The organism is Cupriavidus sp. C2SS-8b, assembly GCF_057073745.1.
Genome location: NZ_CP172716.1, coordinates 200,204 through 221,978 on the forward strand (window position 1 = coordinate 200,204; position 21,775 = coordinate 221,978).

General features: G+C 66.4%; 21 protein-coding genes. All 21 read left to right on the top strand.

Annotation, left to right across the window (positions count from 1 at the left end; translation table 11 throughout):
* The 21 genes from aceK (at position 1) to ACIGJB_RS00935 (ending at position 21,775) form a co-directional block, all read left to right on the top strand.
* On the top strand, positions 1–1,824 hold the full coding sequence (aceK, locus tag ACIGJB_RS00835) for a bifunctional isocitrate dehydrogenase kinase/phosphatase (RefSeq protein ID WP_483730962.1): 1,824 nt from the start codon (positions 1–3) through the stop codon (positions 1,822–1,824).
* A complete protein-coding gene (gene can / locus ACIGJB_RS00840; protein ID WP_211946889.1) occupies positions 1,821–2,492 on the top strand; it encodes a carbonate dehydratase in 672 nt (223 codons plus the stop codon). The genes aceK and can overlap by 4 nt, the downstream gene beginning before the upstream one ends.
* 53 nt (positions 2,493–2,545) lie before the next feature.
* Entirely contained in the window at positions 2,546–3,727 is a 1,182-nt protein-coding gene (locus ACIGJB_RS00845) for an acetyl-CoA C-acetyltransferase (protein ID WP_483730963.1), read from the top strand.
* 105 nt (positions 3,728–3,832) lie between these two features.
* A complete protein-coding gene (locus tag ACIGJB_RS00850; RefSeq protein ID WP_483730964.1) occupies positions 3,833–4,513 on the top strand; it encodes an SDR family oxidoreductase in 681 nt (226 codons plus the stop codon).
* A 32-nt stretch (positions 4,514–4,545) separates the two neighbouring features.
* Complete coding sequence (locus tag ACIGJB_RS00855; RefSeq protein ID WP_483730965.1) at positions 4,546–5,676, top strand: acyl-CoA dehydrogenase family protein; 1,131 nt, start codon at positions 4,546–4,548, stop codon at positions 5,674–5,676.
* A 107-nt stretch (positions 5,677–5,783) separates the two neighbouring features.
* On the top strand, positions 5,784–6,443 hold the full coding sequence (locus ACIGJB_RS00860) for a DsbA family protein (RefSeq protein WP_483730966.1): 660 nt from the start codon (positions 5,784–5,786) through the stop codon (positions 6,441–6,443).
* Entirely contained in the window at positions 6,440–7,159 is a 720-nt protein-coding gene (locus ACIGJB_RS00865; protein WP_483730967.1) for an HAD family hydrolase, read from the top strand. Before ACIGJB_RS00860 ends, ACIGJB_RS00865 begins: the two co-directional genes overlap by 4 nt.
* Positions 7,156–7,587: a YchJ family protein gene (locus ACIGJB_RS00870; RefSeq protein ID WP_483730968.1), complete on the top strand. Its 432-nt coding sequence runs from the start codon at positions 7,156–7,158 to the stop codon at positions 7,585–7,587. The genes ACIGJB_RS00865 and ACIGJB_RS00870 overlap by 4 nt, the downstream gene beginning before the upstream one ends.
* On the top strand, positions 7,584–8,270 hold the full coding sequence (locus tag ACIGJB_RS00875; RefSeq protein WP_483730969.1) for a glutathione S-transferase family protein: 687 nt from the start codon (positions 7,584–7,586) through the stop codon (positions 8,268–8,270). The genes ACIGJB_RS00870 and ACIGJB_RS00875 overlap by 4 nt, the downstream gene beginning before the upstream one ends.
* A 71-nt stretch (positions 8,271–8,341) precedes the next feature.
* Positions 8,342–9,949, top strand: coding sequence for a carboxyl transferase domain-containing protein (locus ACIGJB_RS00880; RefSeq protein WP_483730970.1), 1,608 nt, complete (start codon positions 8,342–8,344; stop codon positions 9,947–9,949).
* 33 nt (positions 9,950–9,982) lie between these two features.
* Positions 9,983–10,888 carry a dienelactone hydrolase family protein gene (locus tag ACIGJB_RS00885; protein WP_483730971.1) on the top strand — a complete coding sequence of 302 codons (906 nt, stop codon included), beginning with the start codon at positions 9,983–9,985 and terminating at the stop codon, positions 10,886–10,888.
* A gap of 56 nt (positions 10,889–10,944) precedes the next feature.
* A complete protein-coding gene (locus tag ACIGJB_RS00890; protein WP_483730972.1) occupies positions 10,945–11,733 on the top strand; it encodes an enoyl-CoA hydratase/isomerase family protein in 789 nt (262 codons plus the stop codon).
* Between the two features lie 544 nt (positions 11,734–12,277).
* Positions 12,278–13,687 carry an adenosylmethionine--8-amino-7-oxononanoate transaminase gene (bioA, locus tag ACIGJB_RS00895; RefSeq protein WP_483730973.1) on the top strand — a complete coding sequence of 470 codons (1,410 nt, stop codon included), beginning with the start codon at positions 12,278–12,280 and terminating at the stop codon, positions 13,685–13,687.
* Complete coding sequence (gene bioF, locus ACIGJB_RS00900) at positions 13,677–14,903, top strand: 8-amino-7-oxononanoate synthase (RefSeq protein WP_483730974.1); 1,227 nt, start codon at positions 13,677–13,679, stop codon at positions 14,901–14,903. The genes bioA and bioF overlap by 11 nt, the downstream gene beginning before the upstream one ends.
* Positions 14,900–15,637: a dethiobiotin synthase gene (gene bioD, locus ACIGJB_RS00905; RefSeq protein ID WP_483730975.1), complete on the top strand. Its 738-nt coding sequence runs from the start codon at positions 14,900–14,902 to the stop codon at positions 15,635–15,637. Before bioF ends, bioD begins: the two co-directional genes overlap by 4 nt.
* A gap of 18 nt (positions 15,638–15,655) precedes the next feature.
* Positions 15,656–16,681, top strand: coding sequence for a biotin synthase BioB (bioB, locus tag ACIGJB_RS00910; protein WP_483730976.1), 1,026 nt, complete (start codon positions 15,656–15,658; stop codon positions 16,679–16,681).
* A 74-nt stretch (positions 16,682–16,755) separates the two neighbouring features.
* Entirely contained in the window at positions 16,756–18,786 is a 2,031-nt protein-coding gene (locus ACIGJB_RS00915) for an acetyl/propionyl/methylcrotonyl-CoA carboxylase subunit alpha (protein ID WP_483730977.1), read from the top strand.
* 104 nt (positions 18,787–18,890) lie between these two features.
* A complete protein-coding gene (locus ACIGJB_RS00920) occupies positions 18,891–19,832 on the top strand; it encodes a 2-hydroxyacid dehydrogenase (protein WP_483730978.1) in 942 nt (313 codons plus the stop codon).
* Positions 19,833–19,874: 42 nt separating this feature from the next.
* Positions 19,875–20,810 (top strand): hydroxymethylglutaryl-CoA lyase, encoded by a 936-nt coding sequence (locus ACIGJB_RS00925; RefSeq protein WP_483730979.1) that lies wholly within the window; start codon positions 19,875–19,877, stop codon positions 20,808–20,810.
* A 30-nt stretch (positions 20,811–20,840) separates the two neighbouring features.
* A complete protein-coding gene (locus tag ACIGJB_RS00930) occupies positions 20,841–21,350 on the top strand; it encodes a YbaK/EbsC family protein (RefSeq protein ID WP_483730980.1) in 510 nt (169 codons plus the stop codon).
* A complete protein-coding gene (locus ACIGJB_RS00935; RefSeq protein WP_483730981.1) occupies positions 21,347–21,775 on the top strand; it encodes a thioesterase family protein in 429 nt (142 codons plus the stop codon). The genes ACIGJB_RS00930 and ACIGJB_RS00935 overlap by 4 nt, the downstream gene beginning before the upstream one ends.

The following is a 21,775-nucleotide window of genomic DNA, read 5'->3' on the forward strand; positions in this document are numbered from 1 at the left end:
ATGTCCCACTTCCCCAAACTGCTCTCTTCGCAGATTGCCTTCGACGTGGCGCGGACCATGCTGGACGGGTTCGACAAGCATTACCGGCTGTTCCGGGAGGTCAGCCACCAGGCCAAGGTGAAATTCGAGGAAGGCGACTGGCTGGGCCTGCAGCAGATCCAGCGCGACCGCATTGATTTCTACAACGAGCGCGTGCGCGAGACCAGCGTGTTGCTCGAAGACGAGTACGACGCCGAGAATATCGAGGACGAGATCTGGCAGCAGATCAAGCTGCACTACATCGGGCTGCTGACCAACCACCACCAGCCCGAACTGGCCGAGACCTTCTTCAACTCCGTCTGCACGCGCCTGCTGCACCGATCGTACTTCAACAACGACTTCATCTTCGTGCGGCCGGCCATCTCGACCGAGTACATCGAGAACGAGGAGTCGCCGATCAAGCCGACGTTCCGCGCGTACTATCCGGGCAGCCGCCACGGCATGGCGGACTGCTTCGAGCGCATCGTGCACAACTACCAGCTCGAGCGGCCGTTCGAGGACCTGCGGCGCGATATCGGCTACGTGGTCAGCACCGTCGAGGAGCATTTCGGCGATGCGCGCATCGCGCCGAATTTCCAGATCCACGTGCTGTCGTCGCTGTTCTTCCGCAACAAGACGGCCTTTATCATCGGCCGCATCCTGAACGCCGACCGCACCTATCCGCTGGCGATCCCGATCGTGCACGGGGCGTCGGGCAAGCTGGTGCTCGATGCGGTGCTGTTGAAGAAGCTGCAGGTGATGATCCTGTTCTCCTTCACGCACTCGTACTTCATGGTCGACATGGAAATTCCGTCGGCCTACGTGACTTTCCTGCGCGACATCATGCCGCGCAAGCCGCGCGCGGAGATCTACACCTCGCTGGGTTTGCAGAAGCAGGGCAAGAACCTGTTCTACCGGGATTTCCTGCATCACCTGCAGCACTCTTCGGACAAGTTCACCAGCGCGCCGGGGATCAAGGGCTTGGTGATGCTGGTGTTCACGCTGCCGTCGTATCCGTATGTGTTCAAGGTGATCAAGGACTTTTATCCGGCGCCGAAGGAGACCACGCGCGCGCTGGTCCAGTCCAAGTACCAGCTCGTCAAGCAGCATGACCGGGTCGGCCGCATGGCCGATACGCTGGAATACTCGAACGTGGCTTTCCCGCTGTCGCGCTTTGATGACGAGCTGGTGCGCGAACTAGAACACCATGCGCCGTCGATGATCGAGTATCAGCGCGCCAAGGACGGCGCCGAGGAAATCGTGGTGCGGCACGTCTATATCGAACGCCGCATGACGCCGCTGAACCTGTGGCTGCAGGAAGGCACGGACGAGCAGGTGGAGCACGGCGTGGTCGAGTACGGCAATGCCATCAAGGAACTGATCGCCGCGAATATCTTTCCTGGCGATATGCTGTATAAAAACTTTGGCGTCACGCGCCATGGCCGCGTGGTGTTCTACGATTACGACGAGATCGAGTACTTCACCGACTGCAACGTGCGCCACGTGCCCGAGCCGCGCAACGAAGAAGAGGAAATGTCGGGCGAACCCTGGTACACCGTGCGTCCGCACGACATTTTCCCCGAGACCTTCCGCACCTTCCTGCTGGGCAACCCGCGCGTGCGCGAGCCATTCCTGCGTCATCACGAAGATTTATTCGACCCTGCCATGTGGCAGGGCCACAAGGACCGGCTGCTGGCCGGACAAGTTCATGACTTCTTTGCCTATCCCATCTCCGAACGCTTCATCCACCGCTATGGTTCCGGACGCAGCGCGCCTGTCGCCGGTATCGCAAGGAGAGTCGCATGAGTGACGCCATCGCCCAGCTGTTCCGCAACAACCGCGACTGGGTCGACCGCGTCAATGCGGAAGACCCGACCTTCTTCATGCGCCTGGCCAACCAGCAGGCGCCTGAATACCTGTGGATCGGCTGCTCCGACTCGCGCGTGCCCGCCAACCAGATCCTGGGGCTGGCGCCGGGCGAGGTGTTCGTCCATCGAAATATCGCCAACGTGATCGCGCACAGCGACCTGAACGCGCTGTCGGTGATCCAGTTCGCAGTGGAAGTGCTCAAGGTGCGCCACATCACGGTCGTGGGCCACTATGGCTGCGGCGGCGTGAAGGTCGCACTCAAGCGCGAGCGCATCGGCCTGGCCGACAACTGGCTGCGCCATGTGCGCGACGTGGCCGACAAGCATGAGGCCTACCTCGGCACCATCCTGCGCGAGGACGACGCCCACACGCGCCTGTGCGAGCTGAACGTGATCGAGCAGGTCAACAACGTATGCCAGACCACCGTGCTGCAGGACGCGTGGGCGCGCGGCCAGGACGTGACCGTGCACGGCTGGGTCTACGGCGTGTCCGACGGCCTGCTGCGTGACCTCGGCATGGCCGCCAGCAACAACGACGAGCTGCACGAGCAGCTGGCCGCCGCCTATCGCCAGTTCGGCGACCCGCCGCAGGCGTCGATCCGCTGATCGCGGCCACCAACACAACTCGATTCGCGCATACCGATACCAGGAGAACAGACATGCAAGACCCCATCGTCATCGTTTCCGCCGCCCGTACCCCCATGGCGGCATTCCAGGGTGAATTCGCGTCGCTGACCGCGCCGCAGCTCGGCGCCGTTGCCATTCGCGCAGCGGTCGAACGCGCCGGCATCAAGCCGGAGCAGGTCGAGGAAGTGGTGTTCGGCTGCGTGCTGCCAGCCGGCCAGGGCCAGGCCCCGGCGCGCCAGGCGGCACTCGGCGCGGGCCTGCCGCTCGGCGTGGGCTGTACCACGGTCAACAAGATGTGCGGCTCGGGCATGCGCGCGGCCATGAACGTTTATGACGGCCTGGTGGCCGGCTCGTTCGACATCGCCATTGCCGGCGGCATGGAAAGCATGACCAATGCGCCGTACCTGATCCCGAAGGGCCGTGGCGGCTATCGCATCGGCCACGGCATGATCTATGACCACATGATGCTGGACGGCCTCGAAGACGCCTACGACAAGGGCCGCGCCATGGGCACCTTCGGCGAGGACTGCGTCGCCAAGTACGGTTTCACGCGCGAGCAGCAGGACACCTTCGCGATCGAAAGCGTGCGCCGCGCGCAGCAGGCCACCGAGTCGGGCGATTTCCGCTGGGAGATCGCCCCGGTCACCGTGCCGGGCAAGGGCGGCGACACCGTCATCGATACCGATGAAGGCCCGCGCCGCATCAAGCTCGACAAGATTCCCGCGCTGAAGCCCGCGTTCGCCAAGGACGGCACCATCACCGCAGCCTCGTCCTCGTCGATCAACGACGGCGCCTCGGCGCTGGTGATGATGCGCGAATCCACCGCGAAGAAGCTCGGCCTGCAGCCGATCGCGCGCATGCTGGGCCACACCACGCACGCGCAGGCGCCGGGCTGGTTCACCACCGCGCCGGTGGAGGCCATGGCCAAGCTTTACCGCAAGCTCGACTGGACCACCGACAGTGTCGACCTGTTCGAGATCAACGAGGCTTTTGCCGTGGTGCCGATGGCCGCCATGCACGACCTGAAGATCCCGCGCGAGAAGGTCAACATCCACGGCGGCGCCTGCGCGCTGGGCCACCCGATCGGCGCTTCGGGCGCACGCATCATGACGACGCTGATCGGCGCGCTTCGCAAGACCGGCGGCAAGCGCGGCGTGGCCAGTTTGTGCATTGGCGGTGGCGAGGCGACGGCGGTGGGGATCGAGATCGTCTGACGTTCTCCCTATTCACTGGTTTTCTCCCCTCTCCCGCTTGCGGGAGAGGGGAGTAAGCCCGAGGTAGTTCGCTGAACCTGACTATCCAGACCAAGGAGCCCAGCCATGCCAACCGCACTCATCCTCGGTGCCTCGCGCGGCATCGGTCTTGAATTCGTCCGCCAGTACCGTGCCGACGGCTGGCGCGTCATCGCGGCCGCCCGCACGCCTGAAGGCGTTGCCGCGCTCAAGGCATTGGGCGCCGAAGCCCACCAGGCCGACCTGACCGACCCCGGTGCCGTGGCCGGCCTGGGCTGGAAGCTTGATGGCGAGTCCCTCGACGTGGCCATCTACAACGCCGGCGTGCTGGGACCGCGCACCGAAGGCGCGCAGCCCGTCACGCGCGAGGACTTTGATCGCGTGATGCACGTGAACGTGCTCGGCCCGATGATGGCGTTGCCGCTGGTGCTGCCCTATGTCGAGACCGGGCAGGGCGGCCATGGCGGCGTGCTGGCCGTGCTGTCATCGCGCATGGGCAGCCTTGGCTCGATGGACAGCAACGGCAGCTGGCTGTACCGCGTCAGCAAGGCCGGCGTCAACGCGGCGCTGAAGTCGGTATCGCTCGACGCGCGCCATGCCACCTGCGTGGCGATGCATCCGGGCTGGGTGCAGACCGACATGGGCGGCAAGGCGGCGGACATCACGCCGCAGCAGAGCGTGAAGGGCATGCGCCAATTGCTGGCCGGGGCCAAACGCCGCGACAACGGCAGCTTCTTCAACTACGACGGCACCCCCATCCCCTGGTAAGCGCGGGCCGGACTCACTCATACAGAAACGACATGCTGCTGACATCCGAACAGGAAATGATCCGCGACGCCGTGCGCCAGTTCGCGCAAGAGGTGATCGCGCCGCAGGCCGCGCAGTGGGACCGCGACAAGACCTTCCCCAAGGACGTGCATCGCGAACTGGCAGCACTGGGCGCCTACGGCGTGGCGGTGCCGGAACAGTATGGCGGCGCCGGCCTCGACTACCTGTCGCTGGCGCTGATCCTGGAGGAGATCGCCGCGGGCGACGGCGGCACCTCGACCGTCATCAGCGTCAACAACTGCCCGGTCTGCAGCATGCTGATGGCGTTTGCCAATGAGGCGCAGAAGCAGCAATGGCTGGTGCCACTCGCGCGCGGCGAGATGCTCGGCGCGTTCTGCCTGACCGAGCCGCACGTGGGCTCGGACGCCGCGGCGCTGCGTACCACTGCCGTGCGCGATGGCGATCACTACGTGCTCAATGGCGTCAAGCAGTTCATCACCAGCGGGAAGCATGCCGACGTGGCCATCGTCATGGCCGTGACCGACAAGGCCGCAGGCAAGCGCGGCATCAGCGCGTTCCTGGTGCCGACCAGCACCCCCGGCTATGTGGTGGCGCGCATCGAAGACAAGCTCGGCCAGCATTCGTCGGACACCGCGCAGATCCTGTTCGAGGACTGCCGCGTGCCGGCCGCCAACCTGCTCGGCGACGAAGGCGCGGGCTACAAGATGGCGCTGTCGGGGCTGGAAGGCGGGCGCATCGGCATTGCCTCGCAGAGCATCGGCATGGCGCGCGCGGCGTTCGACGCGGCGCTGGCCTATTCCAAGGAGCGCGAGAGCTTCGGCCAGCCGCTGTTCCAGCACCAGGCCGTGCAGTTCCGCCTGGCCGAGATGGCCACGCGCATCGACGTGGCCCGCCAGATGATCTGGCACGCGGCCTCGCTCAAGGACGCCGGCCGGCCCTGCCTGAAAGAAGCGGCCATGGCCAAGCTGTTCGCCAGCGAGATCGCGGAGAAGGTCTGTTCGGATGCGATCCAGGTCTTCGGCGGATATGGCTACGTCAGCGATTTCCCGGTCGAGCGCATCTATCGCGACGTGCGCGTGTGCCAGATCTACGAAGGCACCAGCGACATCCAGAAGATCCTGATCGCGCGCGCCCTGGCGTAGCCGCGGCGCGCCGACACGCGTACCATGGGGCTTGGGAAGCACGGCCAGGCGTCCTGGAGGCTTCCCCAAGCCATCCGACCATCCACCACGACCAAGGGCCCCCGACCATGACCGCTGCGATCGACTTCTACTTTGATTTCTCGTCGCCGTATGGCTACTTCGCCAGCACGCGTATCGACGAGCTGGCGCAGAAGTACGGTCGCTTCGTGGCCTGGCATCCGATCCTGCTCGGGGTGGTGTTCAAGACCACCGGCTCTTCGCCGTTGCCGCAGATCCCGCTCAAGGGCGAATACTGCTGGCGCGACTTCGAGCGCAGCGCGCGCTTTCACGGCATCGAATACAAGCGTCCGACGCACTTCCCGCTGCCGACCACGCATGCCGCGCGTGCCATGCTGTGGCTGCAGAACCACCACGGCGCGGATGTCGCCACGGCATTTGCCAAGTCGGTGTACCACGCGCTGTTCGTGGACGACATCAACATCGCCGAGCCGGCCGAGATCTCGAAGCTGGCCGAACCCCTTGGCGTGGACGTGCATGCCATGGACGCCGGCGCCACCAGCTACCAGATCAAGGACCAGCTCAAGGCCGAGATCGAGGTCGCCATGGCCAAGGGCGTGTTCGGCTCGCCATTCGTCATCATCGACGGCGAGCCGTTCTGGGGCTTCGACCGTTTCAACCAGATCGAAGACCACCTGAAGCGCGACCGCCAGACCGAGCTGCGCGCCGTGACCAGCGTGGACAGCAACAAGGAAAAGAAACCCGCATGACTGCAGCAGACCGGGCCGTGAATGGTCCAATTTCAGGTCCAACCTCCGGCCCATCGTCGCGTTTTGATTGTGTGATCTTCGACTGCGACGGCGTGCTGGTCGACAGCGAACCCATCGTCAACCGCTTGCTCAACGAAATGCTCAACGAGCTTGGCATTGCCATCTCGTTCGAGGATTCGACCAAGTGGTTCCTGGGGCGTGCCGTGCGCGAAGAGCTCGGCAATATCGAGCGCAGGCGCGGCGCGCCGTTGCCGGAGAACTGGCTGTCGCAATGGTTTGTGCGGCGCAACCAGGTGCTGGAGGCCGAAGTGCAGAGCGTGCCCTACGTGCGCGAAGCGGTATCCGCGATTGCCGCGACCGGCATGCCGGTGTGCGTGGCATCGGGCGCGGACCGCGTCAAGGTCAAGCTGCAGCTCACGCGCACGGGCCTGGTGGAGCTGTTCCAGCAGGACGAACGCGAGCATATCTTTTCCGCCACCGAAGTGGAGCGCAGCAAGCCGGCACCGGACGTGTACCTGCTCGCCGCCCGCACCATGGGCGTCGAGCCGTCGCGCTGCGCGGTGGTGGAGGACAGCCCGACCGGCATCACCGCCGGCGTGGCAGCGGGCATGACCGTTTTCGGCTATGCGGCGCGCAACGATCCTGCACTGATGCGCGAAGCCGGCGCCCACCATCTGTTCACTGACATGCGAGAACTGGCGGAGTTGCTCGGATGAGCGCAAAGCGACCGCCTCGCGCGACCGCCGCGCCATGCCCCTGTGGCCTCGGCGCGGACTATGCCGCGTGCTGCGGCCGCTATCACCGCGGCGAAGCCGTGCCGCCCAATGCCGAGTCGCTGATGCGCTCGCGCTATACCGCATATGTCATGGGCAATATGGATTGGTTGCGGCAGACCTGGCACCCGTCCACTTGCCCGGCCGACCTGGCGCCGGACACGGGCACGCGCTGGCTGGGTCTCGCCATCAAGGCCCATTCCCAGCAGGACGATACGCATGCCGAAGTGGAGTTCGTGGCGCGCTACAAGGTAGGCGGGCGCGCCTGGCGGCTGCATGAGCGCAGCCGGTTCGTGCGCGAGCCGCGCGCGGCCGGCGAGGCGCCGGTGTGGCTGTATGTGGATGGCGACATGATCGGGGAGGCATCATGAGCATCGAATCGAAGGCATCCGGCGAAACGCCGGAATACCTGCTGTACTGCTTTGCCCAGTCCGGCAATGCCTACAAGGTGGCACTGCTGCTGGAGACCGTCAGCGCGCAACGCGACCGGCAGTTGTGGCAGCCGCGCTTTGTCGATTACTTCAACGGCGAGACGCGCACGCCGGAGTACCGCGCCATCAATGTCATGGGCGAGGTGCCGGTACTGGAGTTCGGCGGGCAACGCCTGTCCCAGTCGGGCGTGATCCTCGAAACGCTGGCATCGCGCCTCGATGCCTACGGTGCCGCCAACGAGGCCGAGCGCGCCGAAGTCCTGCGCTGGCTGTTATTCGACAACCACAAGTTCACGTCGTACACCGCTACCTATCGCTTCTTGCGCGCCTTCACCGCGACACCGGACCAGACGGTGCTGCAGTTCTTCCGCACGCGCTGCGAAGGCGCATGGAGCGTGCTGAACGCGCAGCTGGCCGGTCGAGCCTTCGTCACCGGCGAACATGCCACCATCGCCGATTTCTCGCTCGCGGGCTATGTGTTCTTCGACGACGAGATCGGCGTGCACTGGCGCAAGGAGTATCCGCATATCCACGCGTGGACCGAACGCATGCGCGCGCTGCCAGGATGGAAGCATCCGTATGACCTGATGCCCGGGCATCCGCTGCCCAAGCGCAGCGGCTGACGCTGGCAGGCGATCCTGACGCGAAAGATTTCGAGCAACCAAGCGGCAAGAGACCGGAAAGAGACCTCAACATGCCCACGCTGGAAACCAAACTCAACGCGCGTTCCGAATCGTTCAAGGCCAACGCCGAAGCCATGCGGGCGCTGGTGGCCGATCTCAAGGCCAAAGTGGCGAAGCTGGCAGAAGGCGGCGGCGATGCCGCGCGCGACAAGCACCTGGCGCGCGGCAAGTTGCTGCCGCGCGACCGCGTGCAGCAACTGCTGGACCCGGGCACGCCGTTCCTGGAGCTGTCGCAGCTGGCGGCGTATGACATGTACGACAATGCCGCGCCGGGCGCAGGCATCATCACCGGCATCGGTCGCGTGGCCGGGCAGGAATGCGTGATCGTCTGCAACGACGCAACCGTCAAGGGCGGCACCTACTACCCGATGACGGTCAAGAAGCATGTGCGCGCGCAGGAGATCGCCGAGCAGAACAACCTGCCGTGCATCTACCTGGTCGACTCGGGCGGCGCCAACCTGCCAAATCAGGACGAAGTGTTCCCCGACCGCGACCACTTCGGCCGCATCTTCTACAACCAGGCCAACCTGTCGAAACAGGGCATCCCGCAGATCGCCGTGGTGATGGGCTCGTGCACGGCTGGCGGCGCCTACGTGCCAGCGATGAGCGACGAGTCGATCATCGTCAAGAACCAGGGCACGATTTTCCTTGCCGGCCCGCCGCTGGTGAAGGCCGCGACGGGTGAAGTGGTCAGTGCCGAGGACCTCGGCGGTGCTGATGTCCATACGCGCCTCTCCGGCGTGGCCGACTATTTCGCGCAGAACGATCATCACGCGCTGTCGCTGGCGCGCAATATCGTGGGGCACCTGAACCGGCGCAAGCCCGACCAGATCCGCCTGCATGAGCCGGCCGAACCGCTGTATCCGGTGGAAGAGTTGTACGGCGTGATCCCGACCGATACGCGCAAGCCGTTCGACGTGCACGAAGTGATCTCGCGCATCGTCGACGGCTCCGAGTTCGATGAGTTCAAGGCGCGCTACGGCACCACGCTGATTTGCGGTTTCGCGCGCATCTGGGGCTACCCGGTCGGCATCATCGCCAACAACGGCATCCTGTTCTCGGAGTCGGCGCTCAAGGGCGCGCACTTTATCGAGCTGTGCTGCCAGCGCAAGATTCCGCTGGTGTTCCTGCAGAACATCACCGGCTTCATGGTGGGGCGCAAGTACGAGAACGAAGGCATTGCCCGCAACGGCGCCAAGATGGTGACGGCCGTGGCGACGGCGCAGGTGCCAAAGTTCACGGTGATCATCGGCGGCTCGTTTGGCGCCGGCAACTACGGCATGTGCGGCCGCGCATATTCGCCGCGCTTCCTGTGGATGTGGCCGAACGCGCGCATCTCGGTGATGGGCGGCGAGCAGGCGGCGAGCGTGCTGGCCACGGTGCGCCGCGACGGCATTGAATCGAGGGGCGGCCAGTGGAGCGCGGAAGACGAAGAGGCATTCAAGCAGCCGATCCGCGATCAGTACGAACACCAGGGCCACCCGTATTACGCGAGTGCGCGGCTGTGGGATGACGGCGTGATCGACCCGGCGCAGACGCGCACGGTGCTCGGGTTGGGCCTGTCGGCCAGCCTGAACGCGCCGATCGATGATATGAAGTTCGGCGTGTTCCGTATGTAAGGGAGCTGGCCATACGCGCCGTACGTCACTGTCATGGGTTGTCCTGCCTTTTTGCTTCGATGTCTCGCCGCACTGCAAGTGCTGGGGCTGCTGCTGTATGCGCCGGCCGTGGCGCAGGCCCAGCCGCCGGGCACTGCGCAAAGCGCACCGGCGACGCGCGTCCGTTTTTCGGAGCAGGTGGTGCTGGTGCCCAAGGCGGCTTCTCCGTTCCGCGTTGACCTCGAAGCCACGGTATTCCGTCCGTCCGGCGAAGGGCCGTTCCCACTGGTCGTCATCAACCACGGCAAGTCGCCCGGCAAGCCGGTCTTCCAGGGGCGTGCGCGCTTCCCGGCGCAGACCGTGGAGTTCCTGCGCCGCGGCTACGTCGTGGTGCTGCCGATGCGCCAGGGCTTCGCACGCTCGGGCGGGCCGTACATCGGCGGTAGCTGCAATATCGAGATCAACGGACTGCAGCAGGCGGAGGACGTGGTCGCCGCGCTGGATTACATGGTCAGCCAGCCTTACGTCGACAAGGACCGCATCGTGGTCATTGGCCAGTCGCATGGCGGCCTGACGACCATGGCGTTCAGCACCATCTCCTATCCCGGCGTGCTCGGCGTGGTCAATTTCGCGGGCGGCCTGCGCAACCTGAGCTGTCCGGACTGGGAGGACAAGCTGATCGAGACGTTCGGCGACTATGGCAAGGACGCGCGCTATCCTTCGCTGTGGATCTACGGCGACAACGACAGCTACTGGCCCGCACCGCTGCCCGACCGCATGTTCAACGCCTACAAGGCCAACGCGAAAGGGGCCGCAGCCGATGCGCGCATGATTGACGTGGGCGAGTTCGCCGGCGATTCGCACCGCCTGTTCAGCTCGCGCGAGGGCATTCCTGTCTGGTTGCCGGAAGTCGGCGCCTTCTTTCGATCGCTTGGCCTGCCGTTCGAGAACGGCTCCTGATCCGGCGCCGGCTGCTGCCGCGCGGGTCGGCATCCTCATTCCATCCGGAGCGCAACATGAACTTCACCACGCTTACCGTCAACGTTGCCAGCCACATCGCCACCGTCACGCTGAACCGGCCCGATGTGCGCAACGCCTTCAATGAAACCGTCATTGCCGAACTGACCGGCGCTTTTCGCGCGCTCGGCGACATGGACGGGGTGCGGGCCATCGTGCTTGCCGGCAACGGGCCGGCATTCTGCGCCGGTGCGGACCTGAACTGGATGAAGAAGATGGCCGGCTACTCGGAGGACGAGAACCGGGCGGATGCGCTGACGCTCGCGCAGATGCTGCATACCATCTGGTCGTGTCCGCGCCCGGTCATTGCGCGGATTCAGGGGGATACGTATGCCGGTGGCGTGGGGCTGGTCGCTGCCTGTGATATCGCCGTGGCGGCCGAGCACGCGCATTTCTGCCTCTCCGAAGCGCGGCTTGGCCTGCTGCCGGCGACGATCAGCCCGTACGTGATTCGCGCCATGGGGGAGCAGGCGTCGCGGCGTTACTTCATTACCGCCGAGCGGTTTGATGCGGCGGAAGCGCTTCGGCTCGGATTCGTGCATGCCGTGGTGCCTGCCGAGGCCCTGGATGCCAAGATCGGCGAGATTGCATCGGCGCTGGTTGCCAACAGTCCGAATGCCGTGCGTGAGAGCAAGCGGCTGGTGCAGGAGGTTGCGGGGCGGATGATCGATAACGACTTGCTGGCGGATACGGCGGACCGGATCGCGAAGGTTCGGGCGTCGGCGGAAGGGAAGGAGGGGGTGAGGTCGTTCTTGGAGAAGCGTTCGCCGGGTTGGAGGGTGGGGTGAGCGGGGTTTTGGTGTCTGAGCCGCGCGTAGCGCAGCCGTAGGCGATGATGCGATATCGCGGCCACTGGCGGGCCACGGACAGGTTCGGGGCTGGTTCAATCATTGCCTGAGAGCCTGCTTACGGACGCGCACCATGCGGCAGGCAGCCAGGCAAACCATGAAGCCCATACCCGTACGAAATTCTTCGCACGCTACGATCAATATTCGCCCGTTAGGGCAAGCGACGCGTTCTTTGGTTACTTTCTGTCGCTTGGACAGAAAGTGACTCGCCGGCTACGCCGGCGAAACAGCAGCGCCTGCCAAGCACCTCCCCTAAAAAATTCCCATTCAGTCTTTTTGCGTGAAGATCCCAGCACGAAGCGGCGAAACTTAGCGCTTCATACGCAAAAATCCTCCTAAATTCCCCCAATTAACGCCGATTTCAATAAATCCAGGATCATTGCCAATCCCGCCGAGACATTCCTAACATGGCCCTCCCGAACCCTTCCATCGCCCGGCCCAGCCGCAGGCGCACAACGCGAAGGGTCAACAAAGGAGGACTCCCTTGGAACAACAGTCCCTGCATGCCCCGGCCGGCGATTCGCTTGGCCAGCGCAGCAAGCGCGTGGTCTGGCACCCGTGCACGCGGCTGCGCCCTGACGACGACGTGACGCCGCTGGCCATCGTGCGCGGCGAAGGTCCGTGGCTTCACGATGCCGATGGACGGCGCTACTTCGATGCCACCAGTTCCTGGTGGGTCAACCTGTTCGGCCACGCCAACCCGAAGATCAATGCCGCGCTGGCGGACCAGCTGCAGACGCTGGAGCACGTCATGCTGGCCGGCTGCACCCATGCGCCGGCCGTGGAACTGGCCGAACGCCTGTCGGCGCTGACCGGCGGCGCGCTCGGCCACGCGTTCTACGCCTCGGACGGCGCGTCGGCCGTGGAGATCGCGCTCAAGATGAGCTTCCACTACTGGCGCAACACCGGCCTGCCGGCCAAGCGCGAGTTCGTCTGCCTGGCCAATGGCTACCACGGCGAAACCGTGGGCGCGCTGGGCGTGACCGACCTGGACGTCTTCCGCGATGCCTATGACCCGCTGATCCGCCGCGCGCACGTCGTGATGTCGCCTGACGCGCGCCAGGCCGCAGCGGACGAGACCGCCGCCGACGTCGCCACGCGCGCGCTGGCCGCGCTCGAGACGCTGCTGCGCGAACGCGCCGGCCAGATCGCCGCGCTGATCGTCGAGCCGCTGGTGCAGGGCGCCGCCGGCATGGCCATGCACGACCCGTCCTACCTGGAAGGCGCGCGCGCCTTGTGCGACCGCTACCGCGTCCATCTGATCGCCGACGAGATCGCCGTCGGCTGCGGCCGCACGGGCACCTTCTTCGCATGGGAGCAATGCCGTGACGGCGAGCAGCCGCTGCCCGCGCATGCCTGGCCCGATTTCCTGTGCCTGTCCAAGGGCATCAGCGGCGGCTACCTGCCGCTGTCGCTGGTGCTGTCGCGCCCGGAGATCCAGCGCGCCTTCGTCGCCGACGATCTCGCGCGCAGCTTCCTGCATTCGCATTCCTATACCGGCAACCCGCTGGCCTGCCGCGCCGCGCTGGCCACGCTCGACGTGTTCGCGCAGGACGACGTGATCGCGCAGAACCGCGACCGTGCGCAGTGGCTGTCCGACGCGATGGCGCGGTTCGCCGACGATGCGCGCCTGCACCGCATGCGCCAGCGCGGCCTGATCTGGGCCGTCGATGTGCGCGACGAGGTTGCCGGCGAAGGCTTCGCCGGACGCTTCCACCAGGCTGCGCAAGCGCGCGAGCTGCTTGTGCGGCCGATCGGCAACACGCTGTACGTGATGCCGCCCTATGTCTTCGACGCCGCGCAGGCGCGCTGGCTGGCCGGGCAACTGCTCGCCACGCTGGACGATGTGCTCGGTTCCACCCACGCCAGCAAGGAGGCCCGCCATGCTGCTTGAACAACTGCGCCGCGCAGCCGATGAACGCCAGGCCCGCGCGCTCACGCGCCGGCGCCGCATCGCGCACACGGCTTGCGCCCCGCACCAGTCCGTCGGACCTGCGGATACGCCCGCTCCGCAGTCGTTGCTGACATTCTGCAGCAACGATTACATGGGCATGGCCAGTCATCCGGATGTCGTCGCCGCGTTCGCCGAAGGCGCACAGCTGTATGGCGCCGGCAGCGGCGCCTCGCATCTGGTCAGCGGCCATTCGCTGGCGCACGCGCGCCTCGAAGAGGAACTGGCGCGCTGGTTTGCCCCGTATATCCCGCAAGCCCGCACGCTGTACTTCTGCACGGGCTACATGGCCAACATGGCCGTGCTGACGGCGCTGGGGACCGCGGGCGCGACGCTGTTCTGCGAGTCGCTCAACCATGCCTCGCTGATCGACGGCGCCCGGCTTGCGCGCGCAGACGTGCAGCGCTACCCGCATTGCGATGCCGCGGCGCTGGACGCGCTGCTCGGCGCCAGCACCAGCGTGCTCAAGCTGATCGTGACCGACAGCGTGTTCAGCATGGACGGCGACGTGGCGCCGCTGGCCGAACTGCTCGCGCTGGCCGAACGCCATGACGCGTGGATCATCGTCGACGATGCGCACGGCTTCGGCGTGCTGGGTGATGATGGCCACGGCGTGCTGCAGGCGCTCGGATTGAACTCGGAGCGTTTTATCTACATCGGCACGCTGGGCAAGGCCGCCGGCGTGGCTGGCGCCTTCGTGGCCGCGCACGAGACCATCATCGAGCACCTCGTCAACACCGCGCGCCCCTACATCTACACCACGGCCGCGCCACCTGCGGTGGCCCACGCACTGCTGGCGAGCCTCGCGATCATCGAGGGCGAGGAGGGCCGGCAACGCCGCGCCAACCTGAACCAGCTGATTGCCGACCTGCGCGCCGGCCTGGCGCCGCTGGCGGCGGCAGCGGGCTGGCAGTTGGGCGACAGTGCGACGGCCGTGCAACCGCTGATCGTCGGCGACAACGCAACCTCGCTCGCGCTGTCGGCGCGGCTGGAAGCCGACGGCATCCGCGTCGGCGCCATCCGGCCGCCGACCGTGCCCGAGGGCACCGCGCGGCTGCGCATCACGCTGTCCGCCTCGCACACGGCTGCGGACGTGCAGCGGCTGGTCGGCGTGCTGGCCGACGCCGTGATGCGCGACGCGAAGCAGGAGGCCGCATGAGCCAGCCAGCGAAGTTCCAGTGCTTTGTCACCGGGACCGATACCGGCGTGGGCAAGACCCACGCGAGCGCCACGCTCCTGCACGCGTTGCATGCGGCTGGCTATGCCGCCGTCGGCATGAAGCCCGTGGCCAGCGGCAGCGAATGGCGCGGCGACCACTGGCATAACGATGATGTGGCCGCGCTGCGTGATGCCAGCTCGGTCACGGTGCCGCTGGCGCAGACGTGTCCGTTCCTGCTGCGCACGCCGTGCTCGCCGCACCTGGCGGCTGCGCAGGAAGGCGTGCGCATCACGCGCGCACCGATCCGCCATGCTTTCGATGCGCTGCGCCAGCAGGCCGATGCTGTCGTGGTCGAAGGCGTCGGCGGCTTTCATGTGCCGCTCGATACCGGCGCGGTGCGCTGGAGCACGGCGGACCTTGCCGAGATGCTCGCGCTGCCGGTGGTCCTGGTGGTGGGCATCCGCCTGGGCTGCCTGAACCATGCCGTGCTGACCGCCGAGGCCATCCGCGCGCGCGGGCTGACGTTGGCCGGCTGGATCGCCAACCGCGTCGATCCGGACATGCTGCTGGCCGACGAGAACATCGCCACGCTGCATGGCGCGCTCGATGCGCCGTGCCTCGGCGAATTGCCGTGGCAAGTGGCGCCGGCCGATGCTGCCGCACGCCTCGACCTTTCACCGCTGCTCGCGCACTCCATCCAATACCAGTCCGAGGCCCAAGACCTCGCTGCCTGACATAAGACCGAACCGATCATGACCCAAGCCACTCAGACCGTCGCCACCATTTCCGCCGAATCGCTGCGCCAGACCGCGCGCAACCATGCACTCCCCGAAGACGCGCGCTGGAGCGTCGATGACGTCGCCGCGCTGTTCGCGCTGCCGTTCAACGACCTGCTGTTCCGCGCGCAGCAGGTGCATCGCGAGAACTTCGACGCCAACACTGTGCAGCTGTCCACGCTGCTGTCGATCAAGACCGGCGGCTGCGAAGAGGATTGCGGCTACTGTCCGCAAAGCGCGCACCATGATGCCGGCGTCAAGGCCGAGAAGCTGATGGCGCTCGATGAAGTGCTGGAAGCCGCCCGCACGGCGAAGGCCAATGGCGCCACGCGTTTCTGCATGGGCGCCGCGTGGCGCAGCCCGAAGGACCGCCACCTGGAGCCGGTGATGGACATGGTGCGCGAGGTCAAGGCCATGGGCCTGGAGACCTGCGTCACGCTGGGCATGCTGAAGGCCGAACAGGCGCAACAGCTCAAGGAAGCGGGCCTGGACTACTACAACCACAACCTCGATACCTCGCCCGAGTTCTACGGCAAGATCATCACCACGCGCACCTACCAGGACCGGCTCGACACCATCGGCCACGTGCGCGATGCCGGCATCAACGTCTGCTGCGGCGGCATCGTCGGCATGGGCGAAGCGCGCGAGGCGCGCGCCGGTCTGATCGCGCAGCTCGCCAACATGGACCCGTATCCCGAGTCGGTGCCCATCAACAACCTGGTGCAGGTGGAAGGCACGCCGCTGGCCGGCACCGATGCGCTTGACCCGTTCGAGTTCGTCCGCACCATTGCCGTGGCGCGCATCACCATGCCGGGCGCGATGGTGCGCCTGTCGGCGGGGCGCGAGGCGATGGAAGAGGCCCTGCAGGCGCTGTGCTTCATGGCCGGCGCCAACTCCATCTTCTACGGCGACAAGCTGCTGACCACCGGCAACCCGCAGGCGGACCGGGATCGCGCGCTGCTGGCCCGCCTGGACATCCGCGCCGAAGGCCACGCAGGCTGAATAGTTAAGAAATCACCACGCGGAGAGCTCGCCGCCGTAAGATCCCGATAACCGGGTCAAAACGGAGGGAGCTCATGTTCAGCAAGATCCTGATCGCCAACCGCGGCGAGATTGCCTGCCGCGTCGCCGCCACCTGCCGCCGGCTGGGCATTCGCACCGTCGCGGTGTACTCGGACGCCGACGCCGATGCGCGCCACGTCGCCTTCTGCGACGAGGCCGTGCATATCGGCGGCGCCGCGGCGCGCGACAGCTACCTGCGCGCCGATCACATCATCGAGATGGCGAAGGAAACCGGGGCTCAGGCAATCCACCCCGGTTACGGCTTCCTCTCTGAGAACGAGGCCTTTGCCGAAGCCTGTGCGGCGGCGGGACTCGTGTTCATCGGCCCGCCGGCCTCGGCCATCCATGCGATGGGCAGCAAGAGCGCGGCCAAGCAGCTGATGGAAACGGCCTCGGTGCCGCTGGTGCCCGGTTACCACGGCGAAGACCAGAATCCCGGCCTGCTGCGCAGCGAGGCCGACCGCATCGGCTACCCGGTGTTGCTCAAGGCCAGCGCCGGCGGTGGCGGCAAGGGCATGCGCGTGGTGGAGTCGGGCGATGCCTTCGAAGCGGCGCTCGCCTCGGTCAAGCGCGAAGCGTCGGCGAGCTTTGGCGACGACAAGGTGCTGGTCGAAAAGTACCTGACTCGCCCACGTCATATCGAAATCCAGGTTTTTGCCGACACGCACGGCAACTGCGTCTACCTGTTCGAACGCGACTGCTCGGTACAGCGCCGCCACCAGAAGGTGCTGGAAGAAGCGCCCGCGCCGGGCATGACGGAAGAACGTCGCCGCGCGATGGGCGAAGCTGCTGTGGCCGCCGCCAAGGCTGTCGGCTATGTCGGCGCGGGCACGGTCGAATTCATCGCCAACCAGGACGGCTCGTTCTACTTCATGGAGATGAACACGCGCCTGCAGGTCGAGCATCCGGTCACCGAGATGATCACCGGGCAGGACCTGGTCGAGTGGCAACTGCGCGTAGCGGCCGGCGAGCGCCTGCCACTGACGCAAGAAGAACTCCGCATCGACGGCCACGCGCTCGAAGCGCGGATCTACGCCGAGAACCCCGACAAGCAGTTCCTGCCTTCCACGGGCACGCTGCGTTTCCTGCGCACACCGCCCGCCGTGCAGTTCATGCGCGGCGGCGATGCCCACGGCCCGGCTGGTGTTCGCATCGACTCCGGCGTGCGCGAAGGCGACACCATCAGCCCCTACTACGACCCGATGATCGCCAAGCTGATCGTCTGGGGGAAGGATCGCGATGAAGCCCTCGCGCGCATGCGCCAGGCGCTGGGGGCGTATCACGTGGTCGGCCTGTCCACCAACGTGGCATTCCTGCAGCGGCTGTTGAAGTCCGAAGCGTTCCGCACAGCCGATCTCGACACGGGCCTGATCGAACGCAACGAGGCCACCCTGTTCCCGGCGCCCGCGCCGGTCGGCATGGAGATCATCGCGCTCGCAACCGCCGCGCTGCTCGACCGCGAAACACGCGAGCGCCGCCTCGACGCGGCTGACCAGCATTCGCCGTGGACGCATGCCGGCGCGTGGCGGCTCAATGGCGGCGCCACGCGCACGCTGCGTTTCGCTTACGGCAGCCATACGCTCGATGTCATGCTGACCGCGAACGAGCGCGGCTGCACGCTGATCTATGCCGACCAGGCGGCGCCGTTCCGCACATCGTGCCAGGCCGACGATATCCGCGTGGATCTCGGCACGCGCCGCGCGCATGGCCAGGTCCATGTGGAGGGCAACGATTTCCACGTCTTCAACGCCGGGCGCCACGCGGTGCTCGGCTGGCTCGACCCGCTCGCGCATGCGGGCGAAGCCGAGGGCGAGGGCGGCAAGCTGACCGCGCCGATGCCGGGCAAGGTCATCGCCGTCATGGTCGAACCGGGCAGCACGGTGACGCGGGGCACGCCGCTGCTGGTGATGGAAGCCATGAAGATGGAGCACACCATCAGCGCGCCGGCCGATGGAGTCGTGAGCGAGATCTTGTACAGCGTGGGCGAGCAGGTGGCGGAAGGGGCGCAGTTGCTGGCGTTCGCGAGCGGGGAAACCCGAGCCTGAACCGAGGCAGGCAGGCGCGGGGCGATTGCCGGCCAGTGGCGGGCGCCGTCCCGCAACCTCTGCCAAAATGATCCATCCCGCCACGGAAGACCCGGAGTCCCTCCATGAAGTTGCAGTTGTATGTGCCTGACGGCCGCTATGAGCCCTGGATCGAAGGTTTTGCGCAGGCGCTGCCCGAAGCCGAGTGCCTCAAGTGGGAGGACAGCCGCGGCGAATCCGCCGACTATGCCGTGGTCTGGCGCCCGCCCGTGGAGATGCTGCGCGGCCGCACCGACCTGAAGGCGGTGTTCAACCTGGGCGCCGGCGTGGACGGCATCCTGGGCCTGCGTGACCAGGACCCCGACGCGTTGCCCGCTGGCGTGCCCATCGTGCGTCTGGACGACGCTGGCATGGCCGCGCAGATGGCCGAGTACGTCACGCATGCCGTGCTGCGCTATTTCCGCCGGCTGGACGACTACGCTGCCCAGCAGCAGGCCGGCAACTGGAAGTTTCTGAAGCCACACCGCCGCGCGGACTTCACCATCGGCGTGATGGGCGTCGGCGCGCTGGGCACGCATATCGCCAGCACGCTGGCCGGTTTCGGCTTTCCGGTGCGCGGCTGGAGCCGCTCCGCGCGCGCGATCGAGGGCGTGGTGGGATTCCATGGCGATGCGGGTCGCGCCCCGTTCCTGAATGGCCTGCGCGTGCTGGTCAACGTCCTGCCGCTGACGCCGCAAACCGAAAACATCCTGAACGGCGAACTGTTCGGCAAGCTCGCCAAAGGCGCCTACGTGATCAACGTGGCGCGTGGGCAGCACTTGGCCGAGGATGACCTGCTGGCGGCGGTGCAGGCCGGGCAGATCGCCGGCGCGACGCTGGATGTGTTCCGCACCGAGCCGCTGCCGGCCGCGCACCCGTTCTGGCAGGAGCCGCGCATCACCATCACGCCGCATATCTCGGCGCTCACGCTGCGCGAGGACAGCATCGCGCAGATCGCCGGCAAGATCCGCGCGCTGCGGGTGGGCCAGCCGATCGCGGGCGTGGTCGATTTGCAGCGCGGCTACTGAACGCCACCGCCACGCGGACAACCACAGACATTGGAGATAGCCATGAACCTGCCCAACTACGTAAAGATCGTCGAGGTCGGACCGCGCGACGGCTTGCAGAACGAAAAGGCCATGGTGCCGACCGACGTCAAGGTGGCGCTGATCAACCAGCTGACCGAGGCCGGTTTCGTCAATATCGAGGCCGCGTCCTTTGTCTCGCCGAAATGGGTGCCGCAAATGGCCGACGGCGCCGACGTGATGGCGCGCATCCAGCGCCGCCCGGGCACGCTGTATTCGGTGCTCACGCCCAATATGAAGGGGCTGGAGGGCGCGGTGGCGGCGGGAGCCGATGAGGTCGTGATCTTCGGCGCCGCCAGCGAGGCGTTCTCGCAGAAGAACATCAATTGCTCGATCGCCGAATCGATCGCGCGCTTCGAGCCAGTGGCAGCGGCCGCGAAAGAAAAGAACATTCGCGTGCGCGGCAGCATTTCGTGCGCGCTGGGCTGCCCGTACCAGGGCGAGGTGCCGGTGAGCGCCGTGGTGGACGTGGTGCGCCGCATGCGCGCGCTGGGCTGCGACGAGATCGATATTGCCGACACCATCGGCGTGGGCACGCCGGGCAAGGTGCAGGACGTGATGCGCGCGGTCTCGGCGGAATTTGCGCTCGACCGGCTGTCGGGGCATTTCCACGACACCTATGGCCAGGCGCTGTCGAACATCCTGGCCAGCCTGGAAGTGGGCATCTCGATCTTCCACGCATCGGTGGCCGGCCTGGGCGGCTGTCCGTACGCCAAGGGTGCGACCGGCAACGTGGCGACCGAGGACGTGTTGTACATGCTGCACGGGCTGGGCATCCATACCGGTATCGACCTGGAAGCCGTGGTGCGCACGGGCGATTACATCTCGCAGGCGATCGGCCGCGCCAACAGCTCGCGCGTGGGCCGCGCATTGCTGACCAAGTGGGCCGCCGCCAGCGAAGCGGCGCCGATGTGCGCGTGACGCAACGAACGATATGACGAAGGAGCAAGAATGAGCCAGTCCGCCGATCCGATCGCCGAATTGCCGGAATCCGCCCAGCGCGTCGCCGGCCTGCTGGCCGAACTCGGCCATGACCGGCCGGTGGTGATGCTGCCGGCCACCGGCAAGACCTCCGCCGAGGCCGCGGCTGGACTGGGCTGCAGCGTGGCGGAGATCGCCAAGTCGATCATCTTCCGGCGCGTGGAAGACGATGTGCCGGTGCTGGTGATCGCCAGCGGCAACAACCGTGTCGATGAGGCCAAGGTGGCGGCGCGCGTCGGCGCGCTGGGCAAGGCCGATGCGAGGTTCGTGCGCGAGAAGACCGGCTATGCCATCGGCGGGGTCTGCCCGATCGGCCATGCGGTGCCTCCGGTCATGCTGCTGGACCAGGACCTGTTCCGCTATGACAGCCTGTGGGCCGCGGCCGGGCATCCGCACGCGGTGTTCAACCTGACGCCGCAGCAGCTGCAGCAGATGACGGGCGCGGAAGTGGCGGATGTCGCCCTGGGAGCGGCGGCATGAGTCCCGAACTGCGGCCCGGCCTTGAGTTCTCGTGGCAGTACGTCGTGCCGCGCAAGGCCTCCGTGCCGCAGCTCTACGATGACATCCCGATGTGCACGGAGATGCCGGACGTACTGGCCACCGGATACATGGTCGGCATCATGGAGTGCGCCTGTCTGCAGGCCCTGCGCGAACACCTGGACTGGCCGCGCGAGCAGACCCTCGGCACGCTGGTCAGCTTTACGCATCTGGCCGCCACGCCGCCGGGCATGACCATCACGGTCAAGGGCCGGCTGGTGGAGGTGGATGGGCGCAAGCTGCGTTTCGAAGTGAGCGCCTGGGACGGCGAGGACAAGATCACGGAAGGCGTGCACGAGCGCCACGTGATCGATGCCGCGCGCTTCAACCAGAAGATCGCCGCCAAGGCTGCCCGGGTTGCCGGCTGA